This is a genomic window from Nocardioides korecus (assembly GCF_054778395.1).
The window spans coordinates 268,136-291,994 of sequence record NZ_BAAGZO010000005.1; the positions used below are offsets into that span (position 1 = coordinate 268,136).

The 23,859-nt window shown below is 73.4% G+C and carries 26 protein-coding genes; 15 read left to right on the forward strand and 11 right to left on the reverse strand.

Going from position 1 to position 23,859, the window contains the following annotated elements; translation table 11 throughout:
- Window positions 1–3 precede the first annotated feature (3 nt).
- A complete protein-coding gene (locus tag ACYVDA_RS12005) occupies window positions 4–1,953 on the forward strand; it encodes a M3 family metallopeptidase (protein ID WP_460818595.1) in 1,950 nt (649 codons plus the stop codon).
- Window positions 1,950–2,876: an NAD(+) diphosphatase gene (nudC, locus tag ACYVDA_RS12010; RefSeq protein ID WP_460818596.1), complete on the forward strand. Its 927-nt coding sequence runs from the start codon at window positions 1,950–1,952 to the stop codon at window positions 2,874–2,876. The genes ACYVDA_RS12005 and nudC overlap by 4 nt, the downstream gene beginning before the upstream one ends.
- A 33-nt stretch (window positions 2,877–2,909) precedes the next feature.
- Here nudC and ACYVDA_RS12015 read toward each other — a convergent pair whose 3' ends face one another.
- The gene (locus tag ACYVDA_RS12015) at window positions 2,910–3,140 is read right to left on the reverse strand and encodes a mycoredoxin (protein WP_460818725.1); all 231 of its coding nucleotides are present in this window, start codon (window positions 3,138–3,140) and stop codon (window positions 2,910–2,912) included.
- Window positions 3,141–3,231: 91 nt separating this feature from the next.
- On the opposite strand from ACYVDA_RS12015, the gene ACYVDA_RS12020 reads away from it, so the two are divergent.
- The 5 genes from ACYVDA_RS12020 to ACYVDA_RS12040 all read left to right on the forward strand — a co-directional run bounded on the left by ACYVDA_RS12020 (window position 3,232) and on the right by ACYVDA_RS12040 (window position 6,619).
- Window positions 3,232–5,316, forward strand: coding sequence for an ATP-dependent DNA helicase UvrD2 (locus ACYVDA_RS12020; protein WP_460818597.1), 2,085 nt, complete (start codon window positions 3,232–3,234; stop codon window positions 5,314–5,316).
- Between the two features lie 146 nt (window positions 5,317–5,462).
- Entirely contained in the window at window positions 5,463–5,666 is a 204-nt protein-coding gene (locus ACYVDA_RS12025; RefSeq protein ID WP_460818598.1) for a hypothetical protein, read from the forward strand.
- A 128-nt stretch (window positions 5,667–5,794) separates the two neighbouring features.
- The gene (locus ACYVDA_RS12030; protein ID WP_460818599.1) at window positions 5,795–6,061 is read left to right on the forward strand and encodes a WhiB family transcriptional regulator; all 267 of its coding nucleotides are present in this window, start codon (window positions 5,795–5,797) and stop codon (window positions 6,059–6,061) included.
- A gap of 79 nt (window positions 6,062–6,140) precedes the next feature.
- Complete coding sequence (locus tag ACYVDA_RS12035) at window positions 6,141–6,347, forward strand: hypothetical protein (RefSeq protein WP_460818600.1); 207 nt, start codon at window positions 6,141–6,143, stop codon at window positions 6,345–6,347.
- Between the two features lie 107 nt (window positions 6,348–6,454).
- A complete protein-coding gene (locus ACYVDA_RS12040) occupies window positions 6,455–6,619 on the forward strand; it encodes a hypothetical protein (RefSeq protein ID WP_460818601.1) in 165 nt (54 codons plus the stop codon).
- 57 nt (window positions 6,620–6,676) lie between these two features.
- Here ACYVDA_RS12040 and ACYVDA_RS12045 read toward each other — a convergent pair whose 3' ends face one another.
- The 3 genes from ACYVDA_RS12045 to ACYVDA_RS12055 all read right to left on the reverse strand — a co-directional run bounded on the left by ACYVDA_RS12045 (window position 6,677) and on the right by ACYVDA_RS12055 (window position 9,175).
- Complete coding sequence (locus ACYVDA_RS12045; protein ID WP_460818602.1) at window positions 6,677–8,008, reverse strand: ABC1 kinase family protein; 1,332 nt, start codon at window positions 8,006–8,008, stop codon at window positions 6,677–6,679.
- Between the two features lie 13 nt (window positions 8,009–8,021).
- Window positions 8,022–8,861 (reverse strand): hypothetical protein, encoded by an 840-nt coding sequence (locus ACYVDA_RS12050; protein WP_460818603.1) that lies wholly within the window; start codon window positions 8,859–8,861, stop codon window positions 8,022–8,024.
- Window positions 8,862–9,016: 155 nt separating this feature from the next.
- Window positions 9,017–9,175 carry a DUF5679 domain-containing protein gene (locus ACYVDA_RS12055; RefSeq protein WP_297607690.1) on the reverse strand — a complete coding sequence of 53 codons (159 nt, stop codon included), beginning with the start codon at window positions 9,173–9,175 and terminating at the stop codon, window positions 9,017–9,019.
- 223 nt (window positions 9,176–9,398) lie between these two features.
- On the opposite strand from ACYVDA_RS12055, the gene ACYVDA_RS12060 reads away from it, so the two are divergent.
- On the forward strand, window positions 9,399–10,232 hold the full coding sequence (locus tag ACYVDA_RS12060; protein WP_460818604.1) for an enoyl-CoA hydratase/isomerase family protein: 834 nt from the start codon (window positions 9,399–9,401) through the stop codon (window positions 10,230–10,232).
- Between the two features lie 42 nt (window positions 10,233–10,274).
- Here ACYVDA_RS12060 and ACYVDA_RS12065 read toward each other — a convergent pair whose 3' ends face one another.
- The 5 genes from ACYVDA_RS12065 to kaiC are packed head-to-tail and all read right to left on the reverse strand — an operon-like array spanning window position 10,275 to window position 13,912.
- Window positions 10,275–10,676, reverse strand: coding sequence for a response regulator transcription factor (locus ACYVDA_RS12065; protein WP_460818605.1), 402 nt, complete (start codon window positions 10,674–10,676; stop codon window positions 10,275–10,277).
- The gene (locus ACYVDA_RS12070) at window positions 10,673–11,473 is read right to left on the reverse strand and encodes a PAS domain-containing protein (RefSeq protein ID WP_460818606.1); all 801 of its coding nucleotides are present in this window, start codon (window positions 11,471–11,473) and stop codon (window positions 10,673–10,675) included. The genes ACYVDA_RS12065 and ACYVDA_RS12070 overlap by 4 nt, the downstream gene beginning before the upstream one ends.
- Window positions 11,470–11,847 carry a circadian clock KaiB family protein gene (locus tag ACYVDA_RS12075; RefSeq protein ID WP_460818607.1) on the reverse strand — a complete coding sequence of 126 codons (378 nt, stop codon included), beginning with the start codon at window positions 11,845–11,847 and terminating at the stop codon, window positions 11,470–11,472. Before ACYVDA_RS12075 ends, ACYVDA_RS12070 begins: the two co-directional genes overlap by 4 nt.
- Complete coding sequence (locus ACYVDA_RS12080) at window positions 11,844–12,185, reverse strand: circadian clock KaiB family protein (RefSeq protein WP_460818608.1); 342 nt, start codon at window positions 12,183–12,185, stop codon at window positions 11,844–11,846. Before ACYVDA_RS12080 ends, ACYVDA_RS12075 begins: the two co-directional genes overlap by 4 nt.
- Window positions 12,182–13,912, reverse strand: coding sequence for a circadian clock protein KaiC (gene kaiC / locus ACYVDA_RS12085; RefSeq protein ID WP_460818609.1), 1,731 nt, complete (start codon window positions 13,910–13,912; stop codon window positions 12,182–12,184). Before kaiC ends, ACYVDA_RS12080 begins: the two co-directional genes overlap by 4 nt.
- Window positions 13,913–14,332: 420 nt before the next feature.
- Here kaiC and ACYVDA_RS12090 point away from each other — a divergent pair, with 420 nt between their 5' ends.
- Window positions 14,333–15,412 carry a PHP domain-containing protein gene (locus tag ACYVDA_RS12090; RefSeq protein WP_460818610.1) on the forward strand — a complete coding sequence of 360 codons (1,080 nt, stop codon included), beginning with the start codon at window positions 14,333–14,335 and terminating at the stop codon, window positions 15,410–15,412.
- A gap of 10 nt (window positions 15,413–15,422) precedes the next feature.
- A complete protein-coding gene (locus ACYVDA_RS12095; RefSeq protein WP_460818611.1) occupies window positions 15,423–15,983 on the forward strand; it encodes a M48 metallopeptidase family protein in 561 nt (186 codons plus the stop codon).
- Here the strand turns inward: ACYVDA_RS12095 and ACYVDA_RS12100 are convergent.
- Both ACYVDA_RS12100 and ACYVDA_RS12105 read right to left on the reverse strand, forming a co-directional pair.
- Window positions 15,980–16,576 carry an NUDIX hydrolase gene (locus ACYVDA_RS12100; protein ID WP_460818612.1) on the reverse strand — a complete coding sequence of 199 codons (597 nt, stop codon included), beginning with the start codon at window positions 16,574–16,576 and terminating at the stop codon, window positions 15,980–15,982. The genes ACYVDA_RS12095 and ACYVDA_RS12100 overlap by 4 nt on opposite strands.
- Window positions 16,573–17,985, reverse strand: coding sequence for a zinc-dependent metalloprotease (locus ACYVDA_RS12105; RefSeq protein WP_460818613.1), 1,413 nt, complete (start codon window positions 17,983–17,985; stop codon window positions 16,573–16,575). The genes ACYVDA_RS12100 and ACYVDA_RS12105 overlap by 4 nt, the downstream gene beginning before the upstream one ends.
- A gap of 56 nt (window positions 17,986–18,041) precedes the next feature.
- Between ACYVDA_RS12105 and ACYVDA_RS12110 the strand changes: the two genes are divergently transcribed.
- The 5 genes from ACYVDA_RS12110 (at window position 18,042) to ACYVDA_RS12130 (ending at window position 23,857) form a co-directional block, all read left to right on the forward strand.
- Window positions 18,042–18,539: a molybdenum cofactor biosynthesis protein MoaE gene (locus tag ACYVDA_RS12110; protein WP_460818614.1), complete on the forward strand. Its 498-nt coding sequence runs from the start codon at window positions 18,042–18,044 to the stop codon at window positions 18,537–18,539.
- A 51-nt stretch (window positions 18,540–18,590) separates the two neighbouring features.
- Window positions 18,591–18,956 carry a hypothetical protein gene (locus ACYVDA_RS12115; RefSeq protein WP_460818615.1) on the forward strand — a complete coding sequence of 122 codons (366 nt, stop codon included), beginning with the start codon at window positions 18,591–18,593 and terminating at the stop codon, window positions 18,954–18,956.
- A gap of 223 nt (window positions 18,957–19,179) precedes the next feature.
- Window positions 19,180–20,238: a YlbL family protein gene (locus tag ACYVDA_RS12120; RefSeq protein WP_460818616.1), complete on the forward strand. Its 1,059-nt coding sequence runs from the start codon at window positions 19,180–19,182 to the stop codon at window positions 20,236–20,238.
- The gene (locus tag ACYVDA_RS12125) at window positions 20,235–20,879 is read left to right on the forward strand and encodes a PPA1309 family protein (protein WP_460818617.1); all 645 of its coding nucleotides are present in this window, start codon (window positions 20,235–20,237) and stop codon (window positions 20,877–20,879) included. The genes ACYVDA_RS12120 and ACYVDA_RS12125 overlap by 4 nt, the downstream gene beginning before the upstream one ends.
- Window positions 20,876–23,857 (forward strand): UPF0182 family membrane protein, encoded by a 2,982-nt coding sequence (locus ACYVDA_RS12130; protein WP_460818618.1) that lies wholly within the window; start codon window positions 20,876–20,878, stop codon window positions 23,855–23,857. The genes ACYVDA_RS12125 and ACYVDA_RS12130 overlap by 4 nt, the downstream gene beginning before the upstream one ends.
- Window positions 23,858–23,859 lie beyond the last annotated feature (2 nt).

Below are 23,859 nucleotides of genomic sequence, written 5' to 3' on the forward strand. Positions count from 1 at the left end.
AGCATGGCCTCCTCGCACCTGACCCCCCTGGCCCTGCCCGACCGTCCCGACGCCTGGGAGGCGTGGTTCGCCGACAGCACCGAGACCTCCCTGGCCGCCTTCCGCGACGCCGTCGCGGCCCTGAAGCAGGCCGCCGCCGGCGACCCGTCCGCCCTGCGGCGCTGGAACGACGCCCAGGTCGCGCTGGCCGACGTCGGCGCCCGCAGCTCCCTGATGAGCTCGGTGCACCCCGACCCCGCGGTCGTCCGCGCGGCCGAGGAGGTCGACCTCCAGGTGCAGCAGCTCGACACCGACCTGCACCTCGACGCCGAGGTGCACCAGCGTCTGTCCGAGCTCGACCCCGAGGCGCTCGACCCGGCCGCTCGACGCGTGCTCGACAAGGCGCTGCTGTCCTTCCGGCGTGCCGGGGTGGACCGCGACGAGGAGACCCGCGACCGCGTCCGGGAGCTCGACCGCCGCGCCGGCGCCCTCGGGCAGACCTTCTCCCGCGGCATCCGCGAGGGGCGGCGCACCACCCTCGTTCCGGGCGCGTCCCTCGCCGGGCTGCCCGAGGACTACCGCGAGGACCACCCCGTCCGCGAGGACGGGCAGGTCGAGGTCAACACCGACTACCCCGACACCTACCCGTTCCTGACCTACTCCCAGGACCCCGATGCCCGTCGCGCGGTCGCCCACGCGTTCCTCAACCTCGGCTGGCCCGACAACGAGCCGGTCCTGGCCGAGCTGCTCGCGGTGCGCGAGGAGCGCGCCCACCTGCTGGGGTACGCCGACTGGCCGACGTACGACGCCGAGCTGAAGATGATCGGCAAGGGCAGCCGGATCCCCGAGTTCATCGACCGGATCTCGCAGGCCGCCGACGAGACCGGCCGCGCCGAGATGGCCGAGCTGCTCGCCCACGCCGCGCAGGAGGGCGAGGACGTCGTCGACTTCTCCAGCTGGCGCCACCACGTCGAGACCCTCAAGCGCGAGCGGTTCGGCCTCGACGCCCAGGAGGTGCGCCGCTACTTCGACTTCGCCCGCGTGCGCGCGGGGCTGCTCGACGTGACGGGCCGGCTGTTCGGCCTGGAGTACACCTCCGTCGACGTGCCCGCCTGGCACGACGACGTCACGGCGTACGACGTCCGGCTGGCCGGCGAGACCGAGCTGCTGGGGCGGATCTACCTCGACCTGCACCCCCGGACGGCGAAGTACAACCACGCCGCCCAGTTCACGCTCGTCCAGGGCGTGCGCGACCGCCAGCTGCCCGAGGGGGTCCTGGTCTGCAACTTCCCGCGCGGGCTGATGGCCCACGACGACGTGGTCACGCTGTTCCACGAGTTCGGCCACCTGATGCACCACGTCCTGGCCGGGCGCCACGAGTGGGTGGCGTTCTCCGGGGTCTCCACCGAGTGGGACTTCGTGGAGGCGCCGTCGCAGATGCTCGAGGAGTGGGCCTGGGACCCGACCGTCTTGCGCACCTTCGCCCTCGACGCCGAGGGGACGCCGGTGCCCGAGGACCTCGTGGCGCGGATGCGCGCCGCCGACGAGTTCGGCAAGGGCTTCCTGGCCCGCACCCAGATGGCCTACGCCGCGCTGTCCTACTGGTTCCACGCCGAGCGCCCGGACGACCTCACCGCGCGGATGCGGGAGCTGATGGAGCGCTACTCGCTGATCGCGCTCGTGCCGGACACGCACTTCCACACCGGCTTCGGCCACCTGGAGGGCTACACCTCGGCCTACTACACCTACATGTGGAGCCTGGTGATCGCCAAGGACCTGTTCTCGGCCTTCGACGCGGGCGACCTGTTCGCCCCCGAGGTGGCCACCCGCTACCGCGACCTCGTCCTGGCCGCCGGCGGCTCGCGCGACGCCGCCGACCTGGTCGAGGACTTCCTGGGCCGGCCGTACGACGACCGGGCGTTCGCCGCCTGGCTCGCGGCCGGACCCGGCGAGCGGGCGGAGGGCGACCGATGAGCGGGGCGCCGGAGCGGGACCTCCCGCACGTCGCGCTGAGCCGCCACGCCCACGACCGGCACGGCCTGCTGCGCACCGACGAGTCCTACGTCGAGGAGCTGTGGCGGCGTCCCGGCACCCGGGTGCTGGTGGTCAGCGGCACCCGCGTGCAGCCGGTCGACGGCGGCCTGCGCTGGGTCGGGGCCGACGAGGCCCCCGAGGGACGACGGATCCTGCTCGGGGACCGCGACGGCGTGGAGCACTTCGCCGTCGTCGTCGACCCCCGGCTGGTCGAGGACCGGCACGGCTGGGTGCCCCTGCGCTCGGTGATGATGGGGCTGGTCGACGACACCATCGAGGACGGGCCGCTGGTGCTGCACGCCATCGGGATGGCCGAGTGGCACGCGTCCACGACGTACTGCCCCCGCTGCGGCGACCGGCTGGAGCCCCGCCAGGCCGGCCACGTGCTGCACAGTCCCGGCTGCAGGCGCGACCAGTTCCCGCGGTCGGACCCGGCCGTGATCATGCTGGTCACCGACGGCGAGCCGGGCACCCCCGAGGAGCGCGCCCTGCTGGGCCGCAGCCCGGCGTGGCCCGAGGGTCGCTACTCCACGCTCGCGGGGTTCGTCGAGCCCGGCGAGACCATGGAGGACGCGGTGCGCCGCGAGGTGCTCGAGGAGACCGGCGTCGTCGTGGGCGACGCGGCGTACTTCGGGAGCCAGCCGTGGCCGATGCCGGCGAGCCTGATGATCGGCTTCACCGCCCGCGCCACCGGCACCGAGATCGACGTCGACGGCTCGGAGATCGAGCACGCGCAGTGGCTCACCCGGGCGGAGATGCGCGCCGGCGCGGAGGCGGGCACGCTCGTGCTGCCCAGCGGCGTCTCGATCTCGCGGTCGCTGATCGAGAGCTGGTACGGCGGGACCCTGCCGGGCCAGTGGTGAGCCCGGCCGGGTCAGGGTCCGTGCGGTGGCCGCTCAGGCCAGCGCGGCCAGCTTCTGCTTGACCTGCGCCACCGAGGGGTTGGTCTGCGCGCTGCCGTCGGCGTAGACCAGCGTCGGGACCGTCTGGTTGCCGTTGTTGACCTTCATCACCAGGTCGGCCGCGGACGGGTCCTGCTCGATGTCGACCACGTCGTAGGCGATCCCCTCGCGGTCCAGCTGGCTGCGCAGCCGGTGGCAGTAGCCGCACCAGGGGGTGCTGTACATCGTGAAGGTGCCGGACTCCTGCGTCACGTCGTGTCCTCTCTCGCGTCTACGCTCGTCCCCTGCCCAACACACCCGGGACGGAGAACATTTCATGGTGCTGGCCGACGAGCTGCTCGCCGCCCTGGACCCCGAGCAGCGCGAGGTCGCGCTCGCCCTGAGGGGCCCGGTCCGCGTGCTTGCCGGCGCCGGCACCGGCAAGACCCGGGCGATCACCCACCGGATCGCCTACGGGGTCGCCTCGGGGGTCTACAACCCCTCCGAGGTCCTGGCCGTCACCTTCACCACCCGCGCGGCCGGTGAGATGCGCGGGCGGCTGCGGGCGATGGGGGCGGGCGCCGTGCAGGCCCGCACCTTCCACTCCGCCGCGCTGCGCCAGGTGCGCTACTTCTGGCCCAAGGTCTACGGCGGCGCCCCGCCCGAGCTCACCGCCTCCAAGATCCCGCTGGTGGCCGGCGCCGCGCGGAGCAACCGGGTCGAGGCGTCCCAGGCGGTGCTGCGCGACCTCGCCAGCGAGATCGAGTGGTGCAAGGTCACCAACGTGCGTCCCGACGACTACGTGCGCCTGGCCACCGCCCGGGGCCGCGAGGTCGGCGGGGTGGACGCGGCCACGGTCGCGCGGGTCTTCGAGAGCTACGAGGAGATCAAGCGCGAGCAGGGTCGGATGGACATGGAGGACGTGCTGCTCATCGACGCGGCCCTGCTCAGCGAGGACGACCGCGTCGCGGCCGAGGTGCGCCGGCAGTACAAGTGGTTCACGGTCGACGAGTTCCAGGACGTCAGCCCGATCCAGTCGGCGCTGCTCGACCTGTGGCTGGGCGGGCGCGAGGAGATCTGCGTGGTCGGCGACCCGGCGCAGACGATCTACTCCTTCGCCGGCGCCCAGGCCTCGCACCTCACCGACTTCACCCGCACCCACCCCGGGGCCACCTCGGTGGAGCTGGTGCGCAACTACCGGTCCTCGCCCCAGGTCATCGCCGCGGCCAACGCCCTGCTGCACGGGTCCACCACCGGCGCGGTGCGGCTGCAGGCGCAGCGCGCGGCCGGGCCCGAGCTGCGCTGGCTCGAGGCCGCCGACGAGGTGGCCGAGGCCGACGCCGTGGCCCGGCGCGCCCACGAGCTGCGCGAGCAGGGGGTGCCGCTGAGCGAGATGGCGGTGCTGTTCCGGATCAACGCCCAGTCCGAGGCCTTCGAGGAGGCCCTGACGGCCCGCGGGGTGCCCTACGTCGTGCGGGGCGCGGCGCGGTTCTTCGAGCGCCAGGAGGTGCGGCAGGCGCTGGCCCTGCTGCGCGGCGACGTCCGCTCCGGCGAGGCCGACGGCATCGAGCTGGTCGGGTCGGTCACGGCCGTGCTCTCGGGGATGGGCTGGTCGGCCCAGGCGCCCACCACCCGGGGCCAGGCCCGCGACCGCTGGGAGTCGCTCCAGGCGCTCGTCTCGCAGGCCGGCGCGTTCGCGGAGGCGGCCCCCGCGGAGGAGCCCGCGACCCTGGCCGGGTTCGTGGCCGAGCTGGACCGGCGGGCCCACGAGCAGCACGCCCCGGTCGCCGAGGGCGTCACCCTGGCCACCCTGCACGCGGCCAAGGGCCTGGAGTGGGACGCGGTGTTCCTCGCCGGCGTGCAGGAGGGCTCGATGCCGATCACGTACGCCGACACCCCGGCCGCGGTCGAGGAGGAGCGCCGGCTGCTCTACGTCGGCATCACCCGGGCGCGCCAGCACCTGATGGTGTCGTGGGCGCTGGCCCGCAACCCCGGTGGTCAGGCGCGCCGGCGCCCCAGCCGGTTCCTCGAGACGCTGCGGCCCTCCTCGGCGACCGACCGGGCCGCGGGGTCGGGCCAGCTCGGTGGGGCGGGCGCGCGCGGTGCTCGGCGCACGGGCAAGAGGGCGGCGGTGTGCCAGCAGTGCCAGACGCCGCTGGCCAGCTCCAAGGAGCGCAACCGCGGCTACTGCTCGAGCTGCCCGGTGCCCTACGACGAGGAGCTGTTCGAGTCGCTGCGCGCCTGGCGCAAGGAGCAGGCCGACGCCCAGAGCGTGCCCACGTTCGTGGTCTTCTCCGACGCGACGCTGGAGGCGCTCGCCGAGGTCAAGCCGACCAGCCGGGCCGGGCTGCAGTCGATCAACGGGATCGGCAAGACCAAGCTCGACCGCTACGCCGACGAGCTGCTGGCCCTGCTCACCTGAAGCACCTGCGGCCCACCGGCCTCGCCGAACCTGGTGGAGACCCGCCGTTTAATTCGATTGCGCCCCCGTTCGCGACGGGCGTAGCGTGCGACTCGACGAACATCCCGCGGCCCAGGGCCGCCCACGACGAACCGAGGAGGTGCGACATGTCGACCATGAATCTTTCCAGCGGGACCCCGATGTGGTCCGGCCTGCTCGCGCCCGTCGCTGCCCACGTCGTGGGTGACGTGTGCCTGAAGCAGGCCCGCGTCCGTGTCGAGGGCATCGGCACGTCCGCCCGCTTCGACATCGTCCCGACCGGCGCCTTCGGCGCGGTCACGGTTCCCCGCCCTGGCGGTCCACCGGTCTGAGGTCCTCACCTCGCACCGGCTGACCACAGGCCGCGGAACCCGACCCCGGGATCCGCGGCCTCTTTCGTTTCTCCGGCCCCGGCTTCCTCCTCCAGAACCACCAGACGTCACGAGGAGGTGACTGACTGATGACCACGACCGTTCTCGACCGCGCCGTCGAGCTCGAGGCCCTGCCCTGCCGGGTCAACGACCCCGAGCTCTACTTCGCGGAGTCGCCGGCCGACGTCGAGGAGGCCAAGGCGCTCTGCACGGCCTGCCCGCTGCGGGTCGAGTGCCTCGCCGGGGCCCTCGAGCGGCGCGAGCCCTGGGGCGTGTGGGGCGGGGAGCTCTTCGCCTCCGGCGTCGTGATCCCGCGCAAGCGCCCCCGTGGCCGCCCGCGCAAGGACGCGGCCTGAGCACGACCCGCGCGACGGAGGCACCCCCGGCCGCGCGGCCCCGGACGACCACACCGACACCTCGGAAGGAGGAGACACCATGAGCATCAACGATCCCTACCTGGCGCGCGAGCAGTTCCGCGCCCGTCAGGCCGAGCTCGAGGCGAGCCGCCTGGCCCGGCGTACCGCGGTCGCGCACCGGTTGCAGCGCCGGGCCGACCGCCTGGCCCGGCGCGCCGAGCGCGCGTCGCAGCAGGCCGACCGCGCTGTCTCGCAAGCCCGCCTGGCCGTCGCCCGCGCCCTCTGACCGGGGCGCGGGCGGTGGCCCCGCGAGGGGACGCGCGTGCCCGCCGAGGGGACGCACGCGCGCGGCGAGGGGGCGCGCGTGCGCCCGTGGTGGCCTACGGTCGGGTCGTGGAGACGACCTGCAGCTGGTGCGGAGACGTGGCCGAGGGTGACGTACCGCCGCTGACGTGGACCTCGGCCGTGGAGCGCGGGGAACGGCAGTGGTACTGCGGCCGGTGCTCGCGGGAGCACCTCCGCTCGATCGAGGGCAAGCTCAACTCCACCTGGTGGTGAGGCACCGGACCCGGAACGTGCACGCGCGTCCCTCGGCGGGGGTGGTGGGGCCCCGGGTCAGGCCTCGGGGTCGGCGAAGCCGGGGAGCGAGTCGATCAGGACCTGGCGGAACGGCACGGTGGCGCCGATCTGGGACAGGACGCCGACGGCGCCGGAGAAGGTCCGGTGGATCAGCATGTACGCCGGGGGCAGGTTCAGCCGGAGCATGGTCGCGTAGGCGTCGCCACGTGGGTCGTTGACCCGCTTGAACTGCTCCTGCATCCACGCCCGGGAGAACGTGAACTCCTCGACCGAGGCCGGCTCCATGAACGGGCCGAGGTAGCCGCGCAGCGCCTCGGCGTCGATCTTGATCTTGTCGCGGATGAAGCCCTCGTCGCGCAGCGCGACCTCGAGGGCGTCGTAGTCCTCGAGCATCGCGATCCGGATCAGCGCACCCATCGACCGGGGCAGGCCTCCCTCGGGCAGCCGCGCGACGGCGCCGAAGTCGAGCACACCGAGCCGACGGTCGCCCTCGGGCAGCAGCCGGAAGTTGCCGGGGTGGGGGTCGGCGTGGAGCATCCCGGTGCGTTGCGGCGCCTCGAAGATGAACCGCAGGAAGTGGTGGCCGTAGTGGTCCCGCTCCTCCTGGCTGCCCTCGCGGATGACGCGGGCCAGCGAGGCTTCGCTGTCCATCCACTCCGTCACCAGGACGGTCCCGGCCGCGTCCACGGTGTCGGGGATCAGGATGTCGGGGTCGCCGGCGAACTCGGTGGCGAAGGAGTGCTGCGCCTCGGCCTCCAGGGAGTAGTCGAGCTCCTCCACGGCCCGCGCCTGCACCTCCGCGATCAGCGCCTTGACGTCGAGGCCGGGCACCAGCGGACCGAGTCCGCGCGCGACCCGGGAGAGCTGGCGCAGGTCGGAGGTGAGGGCCTCGGCGGAGCCGGGGTACTGCACCTTGACCGCGACCTCGCGACCGTCGTGCCAGGTGCCGCGGTGCACCTGCCCGATGGACGCCGCGGCGGCGGGCACCGGGTCGAGCCGGACCAGCCGGTCCTTCCAGTCGGCCCCGAGCTCGCGCGACAGGATCTCGCGCACGGTCATGGTCGGCATCGGCGGCGCGGAGTCCTGGAGCCGGGTCAGCTGGTCGCGGTAGGGGGCGGCCAGCTCCTCGGGCAGCGCCGCCTCGAAGATCGACATCGCCTGGCCGAACTTCATCGCCCCGCCCTTGAGCTCGCCCAGGGTGCGGAACAGCTGCTCGGCGGTGCGCTGCTGGACCTCGGTCAGCACCGACTCGGCGGACGCCCCGCCCATCCGCTTGCCGAAGCCCCAGGCGGTGCGGCCGGCGTACCCCAGCGGCAGGGCGGCGAGTCGTGCCGTACGGCGTACGGCCTTGCGCGGGAGCTCGGTCACGGGAACACCACGGTCATGGCCCCATCGTGCCCGACGGGCGGGCATCCGCGGCCCAGCAACATCCGCACCCGGGGTGCCGGGACCACTCCTGTACCGCGGGCGCGCTGCCGTCGGGCGGCAGGTGCCAGGTGGCGGACCAGGTCGCGGGACGCGTGCCGGCCAGGTGGGCCAGCACGTCGCGCACGGCCCAGGCGACGGCGAGGGCGCCCAGGTGGTCGGCCACGTCGGGCCCGTCCACCCCGTCGGGAACGCCCACCGCCCGGACGTAGCGCGCGGTCACGGCCACGTGGTCGGGGTCCTCCAGCGTGCGGTGGGCGTCGGTGCAGCGCAGGCAGGCCGTCCGTCCGGGGACGACGAAGGGCCCGAGCACCGCACCCCCGTCCACCAGCCGTACGACGAGGTGCGGGGTGCCCGAGCGCAGCAGGGGATCGAGCACGTCGCGGTCGAGCTCGGTCCACGACACGACCAGGGCCACGTCGCAGGTCGAGAGCCAGGGCGTCAGCCGCAGCCCGGCCGCCTCGAGGAGCTCACCGGCGGCACCCGACCCCGCCGGGACCGCCGGGCGCCCGTGCTCGACGACGGCCACCCGCGGCGGGGGAGCGGTCGGGTCCGGTCGGAGGCACCCGTGGGCGCGCAGCGTCTCGAGCACCTCCGCGGTCCCGGGGTCGGTGCCGGTCGCGTCGCCGCCGAGCAGGTCGAGGAGGGTCTGCTCGACGACGGGGGTGCGGGGAAGCACGGCGCGCCGGTCGGCGTGCAGCCCGACCTGGAGGCGGTCGCGCCCCCGCCGGACCACGCGGAGCCCGCGGGCGAGGCGGGGTGGCCTCGACGGTGCGACGTCCTCGGGCTCGGCCATGGCGGGAGGCTAGGTCGGTCCGGCTCCCGGGGCCAGCGGTCCTCCACAGCCCCGACGCACGACGACGGCGGGACCCCTCGGTGTCGAGGGATCCCGCCGTCGGTGCCGCCACGGGTGGTGCGTGTGGCGGGCGTTGCTGCTGGGCCTGTCTGTGCTCAGGCCTTGCCGAGGATGCGGTTCAGGTTCGTGCCGCAGACGGGGCAGACGGCCTTGGCCATCCGGGTGCCCTTGTCGTTGACCTTGACCTCGCCGCTGGCCTCGCGCTTCTCCTTGCACTTCACGCAGTAGAACTCGCCGCTCCAGGTCTCCGCCATGAGGGCCTCCTTCGAATCGTCTCGGGTGTCACACGGCGGGGGCGTTGCGAGGAAGCCCGCCGGGGTCCCGCTCCGTGGGACCCCGCTCGACCCTAGACCACGCTCAGGCGGGAACCCCGCAGGGGAGTCGCCGCGCCAGGCGTGTTCTGGCGCGGTCCGGTCGCGGACCGGGCTCGTGCCGGGACCGGACCGGCCGCCGTCGGTGACGGGTAGCGTGCCCGCCATGTCTCCCGAGCCGGCCCCAGCAGCGAACCCGTCCCGCCCCACCGAGCGCTTCGAGCACCTGCGGCTGGAGTGGCCCGCCCCGGGCGTGGCCCGGCTGGTCCTGGACAACCCCGACCAGCGCAACGCGATGTCGGAGCCGATGACCGCCTCGTGGGTCGCGGCGACCGAGCGCCTCGCGGGCGACCCGGACGTCCGGGCCGTGGTGGTCACCGGGGAGGGTACAGCGTTCTGCTCCGGCGGTGACACGGCCTGGATCGCCAGCGAGCCCGAGGCCGGCGTGGACCGACTGCGCACGCGGATGCTGGCCTTCTACCGGGCGTGGCTCTCGATCCGCTCGCTGGAGGTCCCCACGATCGCGGCTGTCAACGGTCCGGCCATCGGCGCCGGGCTGTGCGTGGCCCTGGCCTGCGACCTGCGCTACGCCGGCGCCGGTGCCCGCATGGGCGCGCCGTTCGTGAAGCTGGGGATGAACCCGGGGATGGCCTCGACCTACCTGCTGCCCGACGTGGTCGGCGAGGCGGTCGCGCGCGAGCTGCTGCTGACCGGACGCCTGGTGGGCGCCGAGGAGGCCCGTGAGATCGGTCTGGTGACCCGCGTGCACCCCGACGCGGAGCTGGCCGCGGAGGTGCTGGCCGTCGCCGAGGGCATCGCCGCGACCGCCCCCGTGGCCAGCCGCTACACCACGCTGGGTCTGCGGCAGCGCCACCGCGACCTCGAGTCCTGCCTGCAGTGGGAGGCGTTCGCCCAGCCCGTCACCCTCGCCACCGACGACCTCCAGGAGGGCATCGCGGCAGCGCGCGAGCGCCGCCCGGCGAGGTTCACCGGTCGGTGAGACCGGCCGGGCGACGGCGGTGGTGGGGCTCAGGTGGGGGGCTCAGCCCTCGCCGGTGGGGTCCCCGCCGAGGATGCGCTCCAGGCGCGGGATCAGGCCGCGCACCAGGTTGGACTTCTCCAGGTAGCCGTGGGCCCCGGCCTCGATCGCGCCCGCACCCGCGGTGGCGAAGGGGTAGCCGGACAGCATCACGACGACCGCCGACGGTGCCGCCTGGCGGATCAGCGGCAGTGCCTCCATCCCGTCCATGACCGGCATCGCGATGTCGAGCAGCACCAGGTCCGGCTGGTAGGAGCGGGCCTCGTCGACCGCCTCCCGTCCCTGCTCGGCGGTGGCCACGACGCGCCACTTGTCGGGGTGGCGCTGGATCACCATCGTGATCAGCTCGCGCAGGTCGGGGGAGTCGTCGACGACCATGACGCTGAGGGCGGCGGCGGCGCTCACGGCGTCACCGCGTCCGCGCGGGCCGGCCCGCTCCGGCGTGCCACGCCGGGGTCGAGCTGGTCGCCTCCGGCCAGCTCCCCGATCCAGTGGCGGGCGTGGTTCGACGTGCGCGCGACCAGGCTCCGGGCGAGGTCGACCTGGCCGAGGTCGAGGGCCATCTCGGCGGCGACGAGTCCCTGCACGATGGTGTCGTTGACCTCACGGGCCACCTCCTGGCGCTGCCCCATCGCCGCGTCGCTGGCGATCCTGCGCTCCACCAGCTTCTGCATGCTCAGGTCGGTCATCACCAGGCAGCGCACCACGGTGCCCTCCAGGTCGAGGTCGGTGGCGGCCACCAGGAACGGTACGTCCGTGCCGTCGGCGCGGTGCAGCCGCAGCTCGGCGCGACGGGTGCCCTGCGCGCTGCCGTCGAGCAGGGAGACCAGCGCGGGTTGCTGGTCGAGCGCGACGAACGCGGTGATGTCCTGCCCGACCAGGTCGCTGCGGTCGATGCCGAGGAACTCGGCGAGCTGCGGGTTGCAGTAGAGCACCACGCCGTTCTCGGAGACCGTCAGCGCGCCCTCGCCCATGTTCTCCACGATCACGCGGTAGGGCCGGTCGGCGCTGGTCAGGGTGTAGATCTGCTCCTCGTCGGGCCCGCCGATGACCACGGCGTCCACGCCGCTGCCGCCCACGGCCTCCAGGGCCTGCTGGAGGTAGGACACCCGCTCGCGCAGCTCCTCGAGCAGCCCGGCCTCCCGGGCGTCGTGCTCGTCGTGGTCGAGCACCCGGTGGCGGTCCGAGGGCTGGGCGCTCACGGCGCCACCTCCTCGGGTGCAGCTCCTGACCAGGACCGCAGCAGGTCGCCGACCCACGCCCGCACCTGCGCGGCGTCGTCGGGGTCGACCACCAGGTGCCGACGCGGGCCCGGGGCGGTCGCGACCAGCGTGGGCAGCACCACGACGTCGTGGGCGCGCGCGGCCGTCGGGTCCGTGGCGGCGTCCTGCACGGTCAGGTGCACGTCGAGCTCGAGGTCGCCGTCGCACACCGAGCGCACGACCGCCACGGCGGCGGTCGAGCGCGGGGACGCCCCGGACACGAACAGCGTCAGGTCGACCCGCACCGGCGAGGCCGCCAGGTCGACGTCCTCGGTCGGCGCGGGGACGGTCGACTCCTCGCTCCGCGGCGTCACGTCCCGACCTCGGGGGAGCGCAGCTGGAGCCCGACCAGGACCCGGTCGGTGTCGGACAGGTCGCCGATGATCTTGCGGATGGGCTCGGGCAGCGTGCGCACCAGGGTGGGCACCGCCACGATCTCGTCGCCGCGGGCCAGGCTGGGGTTCTCCAGCAGGTCGATCACCTCGACACGGTAGCGCCCGGCGAGGTGCTCCTGGCAGACCCGGCGCAGGTTCTCCATCGCTCGGACCGAGCGCGGGGACTGCCCGGCGATGTAGAGGCGCAGCAGCACCTTGTCGACGTCGGCCAGGCCCTCGTCCAGGTCGGCGTAGCGGTCGTGCGTCGTGTCGTTCACCGGTGTGCTCCACTCTGCCGCAGCTGCGCCTGCTCGGCGCGCCCCTCGGCCTCGTCTCCTCGGGCGTGCTCGTCCTCGAGCAGCCGTTCCAGCTCGGCGCGCTCGATCTCGAGGACCTGGCGCATGGACTCGATCTCGTTCTCGGTGTGGCGCGCGCGCTGCTCCAGCTCGCGGCGACGCCGTTCGGCGTCCTGGAGCCGACGGTCGCGGTCGCGGTCCTCCTGGGCCAGCTGGGCGGCCCGTGAGGAGCCGGTCAGGACCCCGTGGGGACCCACGAAGACCGGCACCAGCTCGGGCCCGGAGGCGCTCAGGACGAACTCGCGGACCTGGTTGGAGTGGGCGGTGCCGCGACTCTTGATCACGAACAGCAGGCGGTTGCGCTCGCCGTTGCTCTCGTGGTTGCGCAGCAGCAGCCAGGTGTCGACCAGCGAGGAGACGTTCACCTGGCTGACCTCCTCGGTCTGGTTGTGCATCAAGGTGGTCATCACCGCGGTGATGCCCCGGCCCTTGAGCAGGTCCAGGTCGCGGGAGATCACCGAGGAGGTGTCGTCGCGGCTACCGACGTGACCCAGGCTGGCCATTGCGTCCAGGACGACCAGCGCCGGCTCGTGCTGGTCGACGAGCTGGTGCAGCTCGGCGAGGTGCTCCTCCAGGCCGAAGGCGGTGGGGCGCACCGAGTGCAGCACCATCAGCCCCTCCTCGACCCAGTGGCGCAGGTCCAGGCCGATGGAGGCCATGTTGCGCGTGAGCTGGCTGGGCGACTCCTCGAAGGACAGGAACACCACCCGCTCGCCGCGCTCGCAGGCCGCGTGGGCCATCTGCGCGGCGATGCTGGTCTTGCCCGTGCCGGCGCTGCCGCTGACCATCACCGAGGAGCCGCGGAAGACGCCGCCCCCGAGCATCTCGTCGAGGTCGGCCACGCCGGTCGTGACGCGCTCGTCGGAGGCCTCGTGGGTCAGCCCCAGGGAGGTGATCGGCACGACGGCCAGGCCGTCGGCGGTGATCAGGAAGGGGTACTCGTTGGTGCCGTGCACGGTGCCGCGGTACTTCACCACGCGGAGCCGCCGGGTGGAGATCCCGTCGAGGACGCGGTGGTCCAGGACGACCACGCAGTCCGAGACGTACTCCTCGATGCCGAACTTGGTCAGCTGCTCCCCGCCGCCGCGCTCGCCGGTGATCACGACGGTCAGGCCGCGGTCCTTGAGCCAGCGGAAGAGCCGTCCGAGCTCGCTGCGGATGACCGCGGCGTTGGGCAGGGCGCTGAACAGGATCTCGATGGTGTCGAGCACGACGCGCTTGGCGCCCACCGACTCGACCGCCATGGCCAGGCGGATGAAGAGGCCGTCGAGGTCGAAGGACCCGGTCTCGACGAACTCCGCGGGGTCGAGGCGGAAGCAGTCGATGGCCAGCTTGCCCTGGGCCACGAGGTGGGGGAGGTCGAAGCCGAGGGAGGCGACGTTGGTGGCCAGGTCGGTCTCGGTCTCCTCGAAGGCGAGCAGGACGCCCGGCTCGTCGTGGTCGACGATCCCGCGCACGAGGAACTCCAGGCCGAACAGGGTCTTGCCTGATCCCGCCGCTCCCGCGATGAGGGTGGGTCGACCTCGCGGGACACCGCCCCCGGTGACCAGGTCGAAACCGGCGATGCCGGTGGGTGCCTTCAGGGGGCCGGTGACCCCGCTGGGGTTGCGGGGCGCCAGCCCGGGATCTGCGCCGTGGTCCACGTTCACCGCTGCAGTCTCTCCTGGGAGGTGGGTTTTCGTCGCGGGATGGACAAGATGCCCCGTCCGGGCCTGGTGGGACGGGTGGGGCGAGTGGGCCGCACGGGGTCGCCGTACGCCGACCTGCCCGGCCACGAGGAGCGGTCGACGCCGGCCGAGCCGGGGGTCGGGCGCCGGGACGTGGACGAGGGGCCCCCGACGAGTTCTCGTGCGTTTGCCTTCCCCTTGCGAACGCACCAGCGGCTCGTCGAAGGCCCCTGCTGGGCGACCACGGTAGTGAGCCCCGGCACATCGGTCAATCCTCCCGGCAGGGCCGCCACCCAGGACTTACCCACCGCCTGTGGAAAACCCTGTGGAACACGCGGACGTGGTTGTGGAGCGGTGCGCGGCGGCTGTGGATCCGGGGTCGCGATCCGGCAAGATCGGGGGGTGGACGACCCGACCCCCGACCCCACGGCGTACGCCGACGGACCGGTCGCCGCCCTGCGCCGGATCGCGTTCCTCCTCGAGCGCAGTCGCGCCGAGACCTACAAGGTCAAGGCGTTCCGCGCGGCGGCGCAGACCCTCCTCCCGCTCGGCGACGAGGTCGCGGACCGGGTCGAGGACGGCACCCTGACCGACCTGCCCGGCATCGGCCCCTCGACCGCCAAGGTCGTGGTGGCCGCGGTCCAGGGCCGGGTCCCCGACCGGCTGGCCACCCTCGAGCGCGAGGTGGGCGGGCCGCTCGTGGAGGGCGGCGAGCAGGTCCGGGCCGCTCTCCGTGGCGACCTGCACTCCCACTCCGACTGGTCCGACGGCGGCTCGCCCATCGAGGAGATGGCCTTCACCGCGATGGAGCTGGGCCACGACTACCTCGTGCTCACCGACCACTCGCCGCGCCTGACCGTGGCCCACGGGCTGTCGGCCGGGCGGCTCGCGCGCCAGCTCGAGGTGGTGGCCGCCGTCGACGAGCACCTGGGCGGCGACGGCTTCCGCCTGCTGAGCGGCATCGAGGTCGACATCCTCGACGACGGATCGCTGGACCAGACCGAGGAGATGCTGCGCCGCCTGGACGTGCGGGTGGCCTCGGTCCACTCCAAGCTCGCGATGGACCCCGCGCCGATGACGCGCCGGATGGTCGCCGCGGTGCGCAACCCGCTCACCAACGTGCTCGGTCACTGCACCGGCCGGCTGGTGACCGGGGGCCGCGGCACCCGGGCCCCGTCGCGGTTCGACGCCCGGGCGGTCTTCGAGGCCTGCGCCGAGACCGGGACCGCGGTGGAGATCAACGCCCGCCCCGAGCGCCGCGACCCCCCGACCGAGCTGCTGCGCCTGGCCATCGACACCGGCTGCCTGTTCTCCATCGACAGCGACGCCCACGCCCCGGGCCAGCTGGACTTCCAGGTCTACGGCTGCGCCCGCGCCGAGGAGCTGGGGCTGGACCCGGACCGCATCGTCAACACCTGGCCCCTGGACCGGCTGCTGGCCTGGGCCGGTGGGGGTGCGCGGGATGTCGGCGCTCGCGGCTAGCGTCGCGCCCATGACGTCCCCGGGTCCCACCTCGCCGCCGGTGGAGGTACGCCGCTCGCGCCGCCGCACCCGCACCGTCTCGGCCTACCGGCGCGACGGCACCGTGGTCGTGCTGATCCCGGACCGGTTCTCCCGCGCCGAGGAGGAGGAGTGGGTGGCCACGATGCTCGAGCGGCTGGAGCGCTCGGCCCGTCGCGGGGCCCGCACCGACGACGAGCTGGCCCGACGCTGCCGGCGGCTGGTCGCCGAGCACCTCGAGGGCCGCGTGGAGGCGACCTCGGTGCGCTGGGTCGACACCATGACCACCCGGTGGGCCTCCTGCACGACGACCACGGGGGCGATCCGGGTCTCCGAACGGGTCCGGTCGATGCCGCCGTGGGTGCTGGACTACGTCCTGCTGCACGAGCTGGCCCACCTGATCGAGCCCAACCACGGGCCGCGCTTCTGGCGCTGGGTCGACCGCTACGACCGGGCCGAGCGGGCCAAGGGCTACCTCGAGGGCGCGGCCCACGCGGCCCGCTGGGACCTCGACCCCGAGGCCGACCTCGTGGAGCCCGAGGCCGAGTCCTAGACGGCCGGCTCCCCGGAGCCGGCACGGGCCACCGCGGCGGCCACCATCTCGACCATGTCGGCCTCCTGCGTCGGCAGCGCGTCGACCGGCCACCACCGCACGTCGAGCGACTCCTCGCTGACCTGGGGTGCTCGCGATCGCGCTGCCCGGGCGAGGAACCGGACGTCGAGGTGGGTCACCCGGTCGTGCCCGCCGCAGAAGTCGACGACGTGCGAGGACAGGTGCAGCGGCTCGGGGTCCAGGTCGAGGTCGGCCAGCCCGGACTCCTCGACCGCCTCCCGCCGCGCGGCGTCACGCACGGAGCCGTCGGTGGTCTCCAGGTGTCCCCCGAAGTGGAACCACCGGCCCGCCTTGCGGTGCAGGTTCAGCAGCACGTGGCCGCCGTCGTCGCTGAGCACCAGCGCGCCGGTGGTCAGGTGGGCCGGCAGGCAGGAGCGCAGCACCCCGTCGGGCCGCGAGGCGAGGTGGTCGACGTACGCCGTCCTGAGCTGCTCCTGCGTCTCGTCGGGGGCCGACCACGCGGACAGCAGCCCGACGGCGTCGTCGCGCAGCGACACGGCCGGGGCCGCGACCCCGGTGGCGTCGGTGCTCACGCCGGGGTGTCGGGTCCGCGTCGCCCGGGACCGTCGGTCCCGTCGGTGTCGTCGGGACCCGGGGTCGCGTCGCCGGCCTCGTCGAGGAGCTCGCCGAGCGCCTTGTCGAAGTCCTCGTCGCTGAGGTCCTCGACGTCGGGCATGCCCTCGCGGAAGCCCAGCGGGTCGTCGAGGTCGGCGGCGTCGGGCAGCAGGTCGGGGTGGGCCCAGACGGCGTCGCGGGCCTCCAGACCCTGCCGCGAGCGCAGCGAGCCCCACAGGGTGGAGGCGTCGCGCAGCCGGCGGGGGCGCAGCTCCAGGCCGACCAGCGCGGCGAAGGTCTCCTCCGCGGGACCGCCCGCGGCCCGGCGGCGACGGATCGCCTCCTGCATCTTCGCGGCGGCGGGCATCCGCGTCGCGGTGGCCTGGCCGACGACCTCGTCGACCCAGCCCTCGACCAGGGCCAGGGTCGTCTCGAGCCGCTGGAGGGCGGCCTTCTGCTCGGGGGTCTGGCGGGGCTCGAACAGGCCGCCCTGGAGGGCCTCCTGCATGGCCTCCATGTTGGTGGGGTCGAGCTGGCCCAGGGCCTGCTCGATGCCCGAGACGTCGATGGTGACGCCGCGGCCGAAGTCCTCGACCGAGGAGATCAGGTGGGCGCGCAGCCACGGCACGTGGGCGAAGAGGCGCTGGTGGGCCGCCTCGCGCAGGGCAAGGTAGAGCACGACGTCGTCCTGCGTGACGTCGAGGCCCTCGGCGAACGCGGTGATGTTGTGCGGCAGCAGTGCGGCCTTGCCGACCGGCCCGAGGGGCAGGCCGATGTCGCTGGCGCTGAGCACCTCGCCGGCCAGGCCGCCGAGCGCGGACCCGACCTGCTGGCCGAACATCGCCCCGCCGGCCTTGCCGAGCATCCCGATCAACGGGCCCGCCATCGTGCGGGCCTCCTCGGGCATCGCCTTGCCCATCGCCCCGACGACGTGCTCGGCGACCGGCTCGACCAGCACGCGCCAGACCTCGGTGGTCTGCTCGATCCACTCCGCGCGGCTCCAGGCGGCGGTGGTGGAGACGCCCGAGGGCAGCACGGTCGCGGAGTCGAGCCAGTGGTCGGCCAGCCGGATCGCGTCGGCGACCTGGGACTGCGCGGCCTGGCCGGGGGAGGGGTCGGGCTCCTGGGCGGAGGTGCGGCGGGCCACGTCGGTGGCGAGGGTCCAGTTCACCGGACCGTCGAAGGGGGCCATCATCGCCTGCATCTGGCCCATCAGGCCCGAGAGCGCCGACAGGTCGGGCATGCCGCCCGCGCCCGGCTGACCGCTGCCGCTCGCCCCGGGGACGCCGCCGAACAGGCCGCCCCCGCCGCCGAGGGCGTTGAAGATCTGCTCGAAGGGCGTGCCCTTGAACGGGTTGTCGTCGGAACCGCCGGGATTGCTGCTCATGGGTCCAAATTACCGCCCGCGGCCCAACCGGTCGCGCGGGTCGTAGGCTCCCCCGGGTGAGCACCGACCCCGCAGCGCACCAGCCCCGATCCGACATCGGCGGGCCCGTCGGTGCCGTCGGTCCCTCGGGCCGCCCGGTCGTGCGCCTGCTCGACCTGCGGGAGCAGGCCCTGGACGCGGCCGAGGTCCTCGCCGCCGTCGACGACCCGACAGCCGGTGGCGTCAACCTGTTCGTCGGCGTCGTGCGCGACCACGACGGAGGCGACTCCGTGGGCCACCTGGACTACAGCGCCCACCCCAGCGCCCTGGACCGCCTGCGCGAGGTGGCCGAGGGCGTCGCCGCCGAGTTCGAGGTGGTGGCCCTCGCGGCCGTCCACCGCACGGGCCACCTCGCGGTCGGCGACACCGCCGTGCTGGTCGCGGCGTCCGCGGCGCACCGGGGACAGGCGTACGACGCCTCCCGCGCCCTCATCGACCGGCTCAAGGCGACCGTGCCGGTCTGGAAGCACCAGGTCTTCACCGACGGTCGCGAGGAGTGGGTCAACTCGCCCTGACCTGGCGTGTTGCAGCCGTCCTGAGGCCGGCCCCTCACCCATCATGGGCGGGTGGAGATCCTGCTGTGGTGGCTGCCGCCCGTCGCCGTGACCGCGGTCGCGATGGCGTGGGTGGGCTGGCTCGGACGTGCCCGCCCGGCCGGCCCCGACCGCTCGGAGGCGGCCCAGGAGCGCTTCGCCCGGGCGATCCTGCGCGACCTGCCCGACGAGGTGACCCGACGTGCGGACGCCCCGCGCCGGGCACGCGACCGCAGCACCGGCATCGCCGTACGCCCCTCCCAGCAGCTGCGGCCGACCGCCCGGCCCGAGGCGCGACCCGGTCAGCACCCCGACCAGCTGCCGAGCCAGCGGCAGGCCCCGGCCGGGCTCGAGACCGGGCAGCGCGCGGACGACGACCGCGACCGCCGCTCCGCCTGAGCGACCGGCGCCTCCGGCCCCCGATCCTGAGGATCGGACCGTTCTCCTCAGGTGCTCCTCAGGCTCGAGCCGCCGTGCCGCGGTTCGTGACGAGGTCGTGACCCGCCGGAGCCCGATCCGCCTGGCTCCGGTTGCCGCCGGGTGAGAGGGTTTCGCTCATGACCACCCCCGTCACGCGATCCGGACACCGCCCAGCGGGCCGGTCGTGCGGCGTCCGTCTCGGATGAGACGCCACTCCTGGGCCGCCCTGCTCGCGGCCGCGCTCCTCGTCGTCCTGGCCGTCGTCGCGGCCGCCCTCCCGGTGCCGTTCGTGACCTTCTCGCCCGGTCCGACGGTCAACGTCCTGGGCAAGTACGACGGCAAGCCGATCATCTCGGTCCAGGGCCGTCGCACCTACACCGACGGCGGCGCCCTGCGGCTGGTCACGATCATCCCGAGCGGCCCCAGCGACAAGGTCAGCCTGCCGGAGATGGTGGCCGCCTGGCTCGACCCGGACCGCTCGGTCTACCCCTACGACGCGATCTACGCCAAGCAGGACACCCGCGCCAGCGTCAAGGAGCAGTCGGGCCAGCAGATGGTCTCCAGCCAGGACAACGCCGTGGCCGCCGCGCTCGGGGTGCTCAAGATCCCCTTCAGCAGCGTCACCAAGATCGCGGCCGTCACCACGGGCGGTCCCGCCGACGGCCACCTCCGCGTCGGTGACGTGGTGGTCTCGGCCAACGGGCGCCCGGTCTCCTCCCTCGAGAGCCTGACCAAGGTCGTGCGGCCCCTGGCCGTGGGCAGCCCCGTCACCATGGTCGTGCGCCGCGACGGCCGCCGGGTCACCGAGCGGATGCGCACCACCTCGGCCCCCGACGACGCCAAGGCCAGCGCCCTGCGCGTCGCGATCGGCGCGGGCTACGAGTTCCCCTTCCGGGTCAAGATCGGCCTGGACCAGAACATCGGCGGACCCTCGGGCGGCCTGATGTTCGCGATGTCGATCTACGACGTCCTGACCCCCGGCTCGCTCACCGACGGCAAGTCGGTCGCCGGCACCGGCGAGATCGACGCCCAGGGCAAGGTCGGCGTGATCGGCGGCATCCAGCAGAAGCTGGTGGGCGCTCAGGACGACGGCGCCCGGCTGTTCCTGGTGCCGGCCGGCAACTGCGCCGAGGCCCTGGACGGTCACTACGACCCCGACAAGCTCCGCCTGGTGAAGGTCAACACCCTCGCCGAGGCGATCAAGGACGTGAAGGCATGGACGGCCAACCCCGACGCGAAGCTGACGAGGTGCACGAAGTGACCACACCCGACCAGACCCCTGAGGGGCCGGGCACCCTCGCCGCTGTCGTGCGCGAGATCGAGCAGCACGCGTCGTACGCCGGGTGGGAGCAGCCCGCGCTGCTCTTCGCCCTGGTCGACACCGCCGAGCTGCTCGAGCGTGAGCCGCAGCTGGCCGCGGTGCTCGGGCTCGACGAGGGCCCCGCCCCGGTCCCCGGCAGCCTGACCCCGGTCGAGCAGGAGACCGTCTCCGACAGCCTCGAGGACCTGCTGCCGACCATCCTGTGGCCCGCGGAGGTCGCGGGCTGCGCGGTCGTCGTCGAGGCCACCACCGTCCCGCCGGGCGCCGCGGGCGCGAGCGAGGCGCCGCTGGACCCCGAGCAGGCGGCGGCGTACGCCGCGGAGCACCCCGACCGCGAGGAGGCCCGGATCGTCGCGGCCGCCCTGCGCACCGGCGAGAGCTTCTGCGCGATCCGGCAGCGCTCCCACGACGAGGACGACCTGGTGCTGACCGGGCCCGACCTCGTGCCGGGCCTGGTGGAGCTGCTGCTGGCCACGCTGCGTCCCGAGGACGACGCCGTGGTCCTGGGCGAGGAACCCGACGAGCTCGACGACTCCGGACCCCACGCCGGACCCCACGCCGGACCAGGGAGCGACCGATGAGTGACTACTTCGCCGAGCAGGGTGGTGGGTCCGGTGGACCCGGCGGATCGGGCGGCCCGGGTGGACCCGCGGCACGTCACGCCGGCGTCCCGACGGGCCCGCGCCGCCCCCGGCCGCTGCTGCTGACCGCGCTGGTGGTCGGCGTCGTGGTGGTGGGCTTCTCGCTGTTCTCGGGGATCTGGACCGACAAGCTGTGGTTCTCCAGCCTCGGCTACTCCAAGGTCTTCACGACGCTGCTGTGGACCCGCATCGGGCTGTTCCTCTTCTTCGGGCTGCTGATGGGCCTGGTCGTCGGGGTCAACCTCTGGCTGGCCTTCCGGCTGCGCCCGGTGTTCCGGCCGCACTCGCCCGAGCAGGCCAACCTGGAGCGCTACCGCGAGCTGGTGACCCCGATGCGGCGCGTGCTGCTGATCGCGGTCTCGGTCGTGTTCGCGATCTTCGCCGGGGTCTCGGCCACCGGCCGCTGGCGCTCGTTCCTGCTGTGGAGCAACAGCCGCGACTTCGGCACCGCCGACCCCTACTTCCACCAGGACATCGGCTTCTACGTCTTCCGCCTGCCCTGGTGGCACTTCGTCGTCGACTTCGCCATGACCGCCGTGGTGCTCGGCCTGCTGCTGGCGGCGCTCGTGCACTACCTCTACGGCGGCATCCGCCTGCAGTCGGCCGGCGACAAGGTCTCCGGCGCCGCGCAGGCCCAGCTCTCCGCCCTGTTCGGCCTGTTCTTGGTCCTCAAGGGCGTCGACTACTGGCTGGACCGGTTCGACCTGACCTCCCAGACCGGCGGTCTGGTCACCGGCATGACCTACACCCGCGACCACGCGGTGCTGCCCTCGAAGAACATCTTGATGTTCATCGCGGTGATCTGCGCGCTGCTGTTCTTCGCCAACATCGTGCGGCGCACCTGGCTGCTCCCCGGCGTGGGCCTGGCCCTGTTCGCGATCTCGGCGGTGCTGCTCGGCGGGGTCTGGCCCGGCCTGATGCAGCGGTTCCAGGTCAAGCCCGACGAGCCGGACAAGGAGTCGGCGTACATCGGCAAGAACATCCAGGCGACCCGCACGGCGTACGGCCTGGACGACACCTCGGTCAGCGAGTACAACGCCCAGACCAAGCTGTCCCCGACCCAGCTCAACGCCGACGCGGCCTCCCTGCCCGGGATCCGGCTGGTCGACCCGCAGCTGGTCTCCGACACCTTCGAGCAGCTCCAGCAGGTGCGCGGCTACTACCGCGTGCCGGGCGTGCTCGACGTGGACCGCTACAAGATCGACGGCCGCGAGCGCGACATGGTGGTGGCCGCGCGGGAGATGAACATCGACGGCCTCCCCGACGCCCAGAAGAAGTGGGCCAACGAGAAGACCGTCTACACCCACGGCTACGGCCTGATCGCGGCCTACGGCAACCAGCGCGACGCCTCCGACAACGCCGTCGCGAACAACGACGGCGCCCCGGTGTTCGCCGAGGAGCAGCTGCCGCCCAAGGGCCAGATCAGCGAGAGCCAGCCCAAGGGCACCTACCGCGGCCAGATCTACTTCGGCGAGCACAGCCCGCTCTACTCGATCGTCGGCAAGGCGCCCAAGGGCAAGGACGTCGAGCTCGACATCCCGCAGGGCCAGGACCCCGGCCAGTCCACGACCACGACCTACACCGGCAAGGACGGCGTCAAGGTCGGCGACGTCTTCCACAAGCTGCTGTACGCCGTGAAGTTCGGCGACGCCAACATCGTGCTGTCCTCGCGGGTCAACGAGAACTCCAAGATCCTCTACGACCGCTCGCCCCGCGAGCGCGTGCAGAAGGTCGCCCCCTGGCTGACCGTCGACTCCGACGCGCTGCCCACCGTGGTCGACGGCAAGATGGTCTGGCTGCTCGACGGCTACACCACCAGCGACGCCTACCCGCTGTCGGAGAAGCGCTCGCTGCAGGACATGACCTCCGACGCGATCAACCCCCGCTCGGCGTACGCCACCTTGCCGACGGACCAGATCAACTACATGCGCAACGCGGTCAAGGCCACGGTCGACGCCTACGACGGCACGGTCACGCTCTACGAGTGGGACACCAAGGACCCGATCCTGAAGACCTGGGAGAAGGCGTTCCCGGGCATCGTGAAGCCCAAGTCGGACATCCCCGCCGACATCCTGGCCCACATGCGCTACCCCGAGGACCTCTACAAGGTGCAGCGCGACCTGCTCGCGAGCTACCACGTGCTGGACCCCAAGACCTTCTACGAGGGCAACGACAAGTGGGACGTCCCGCAGGACACCTCGGCCTCGACGCGCAAGCAGCCGCCGTACCGCCTCTCGGTGGCCACCAAGAGCGGTGAGAACCCGGTGTTCTCCCTGACCAGCGTCTACGTGCCGCAGAAGAAGTCGAACCTGGCGGCCTTCATGTCCGTCGGCGCCGACGCGGCCGACCCGAAGACCTACGGCAAGTTCCAGATCCTGCGGCTGCCCGACAACACCCAGGTGCCCGGTCCGGGTCAGATCGCCAACCAGTTCCAGCGCGACGACAAGGTCGCCTCGCAGCTGCTGGCCTTCAAGCGGCAGGACGTCAGCGCGCAGTACGGCAACCTGCTGACCCTGCCCGTCGGTGGCGGCCTGCTCTACGTGCAGCCGCTCTACACCGTGCGTCAGGGCGGGTCGGGCAACTACCCCGGCCTGACCTTCGTGCTGGTCTCCTTCGGCAACGAGGTGGGCATCGGCCCGACGCTGTCCTCGGCGCTCCAGGACGTCCTGACCCGCTCGGGCCAGGACACCACGGGCACCACGGGCGGCACGACCGGTGGCTCCACGGGCGGCTCGACGGGCGGCTCCACGGGGTCCGGCACGGCCCTGCCGGTCCAGGCCCTCAAGGCCCTCCAGCAGGCCGACCAGAAGTTCGCCCAGGCCGACAAGGCGCTCAAGGCCGGCGACCTCGCGGCGTACGCCAAGGCCGTCGACGAGGCCAAAGCCCTGGTCCAGCAGGCGCTCAAGGCCGAGAAGTAGCC

Bases quoted from the DNA above. Each gene is read 5' to 3' on its own strand.
- ACYVDA_RS12005 (WP_460818595.1), top strand. From the start codon at position 4: ATGGCCTCCTCGCACCTGACCCCCCTGGCCCTGCCCGACCGTCCCGAC.
- nudC (WP_460818596.1), top strand. From the start codon at position 1,950: ATGAGCGGGGCGCCGGAGCGGGACCTCCCGCACGTCGCGCTGAGCCGC.
- ACYVDA_RS12015 (WP_460818725.1), bottom strand. From the start codon at position 3,140: ATGTACAGCACCCCCTGGTGCGGCTACTGCCACCGGCTGCGCAGCCAG.
- ACYVDA_RS12020 (WP_460818597.1), top strand. From the start codon at position 3,232: ATGGTGCTGGCCGACGAGCTGCTCGCCGCCCTGGACCCCGAGCAGCGC.
- ACYVDA_RS12025 (WP_460818598.1), top strand. From the start codon at position 5,463: ATGTCGACCATGAATCTTTCCAGCGGGACCCCGATGTGGTCCGGCCTG.
- ACYVDA_RS12030 (WP_460818599.1), top strand. From the start codon at position 5,795: ATGACCACGACCGTTCTCGACCGCGCCGTCGAGCTCGAGGCCCTGCCC.
- ACYVDA_RS12035 (WP_460818600.1), top strand. From the start codon at position 6,141: ATGAGCATCAACGATCCCTACCTGGCGCGCGAGCAGTTCCGCGCCCGT.
- ACYVDA_RS12050 (WP_460818603.1), bottom strand. From the start codon at position 8,861: ATGGCCGAGCCCGAGGACGTCGCACCGTCGAGGCCACCCCGCCTCGCC.
- ACYVDA_RS12055 (WP_297607690.1), bottom strand. From the start codon at position 9,175: ATGGCGGAGACCTGGAGCGGCGAGTTCTACTGCGTGAAGTGCAAGGAG.
- ACYVDA_RS12060 (WP_460818604.1), top strand. From the start codon at position 9,399: ATGTCTCCCGAGCCGGCCCCAGCAGCGAACCCGTCCCGCCCCACCGAG.
- ACYVDA_RS12095 (WP_460818611.1), top strand. From the start codon at position 15,423: ATGACGTCCCCGGGTCCCACCTCGCCGCCGGTGGAGGTACGCCGCTCG.
- ACYVDA_RS12105 (WP_460818613.1), bottom strand. From the start codon at position 17,985: ATGAGCAGCAATCCCGGCGGTTCCGACGACAACCCGTTCAAGGGCACG.
- ACYVDA_RS12120 (WP_460818616.1), top strand. From the start codon at position 19,180: ATGAGACGCCACTCCTGGGCCGCCCTGCTCGCGGCCGCGCTCCTCGTC.
- ACYVDA_RS12130 (WP_460818618.1), top strand. From the start codon at position 20,876: ATGAGTGACTACTTCGCCGAGCAGGGTGGTGGGTCCGGTGGACCCGGC.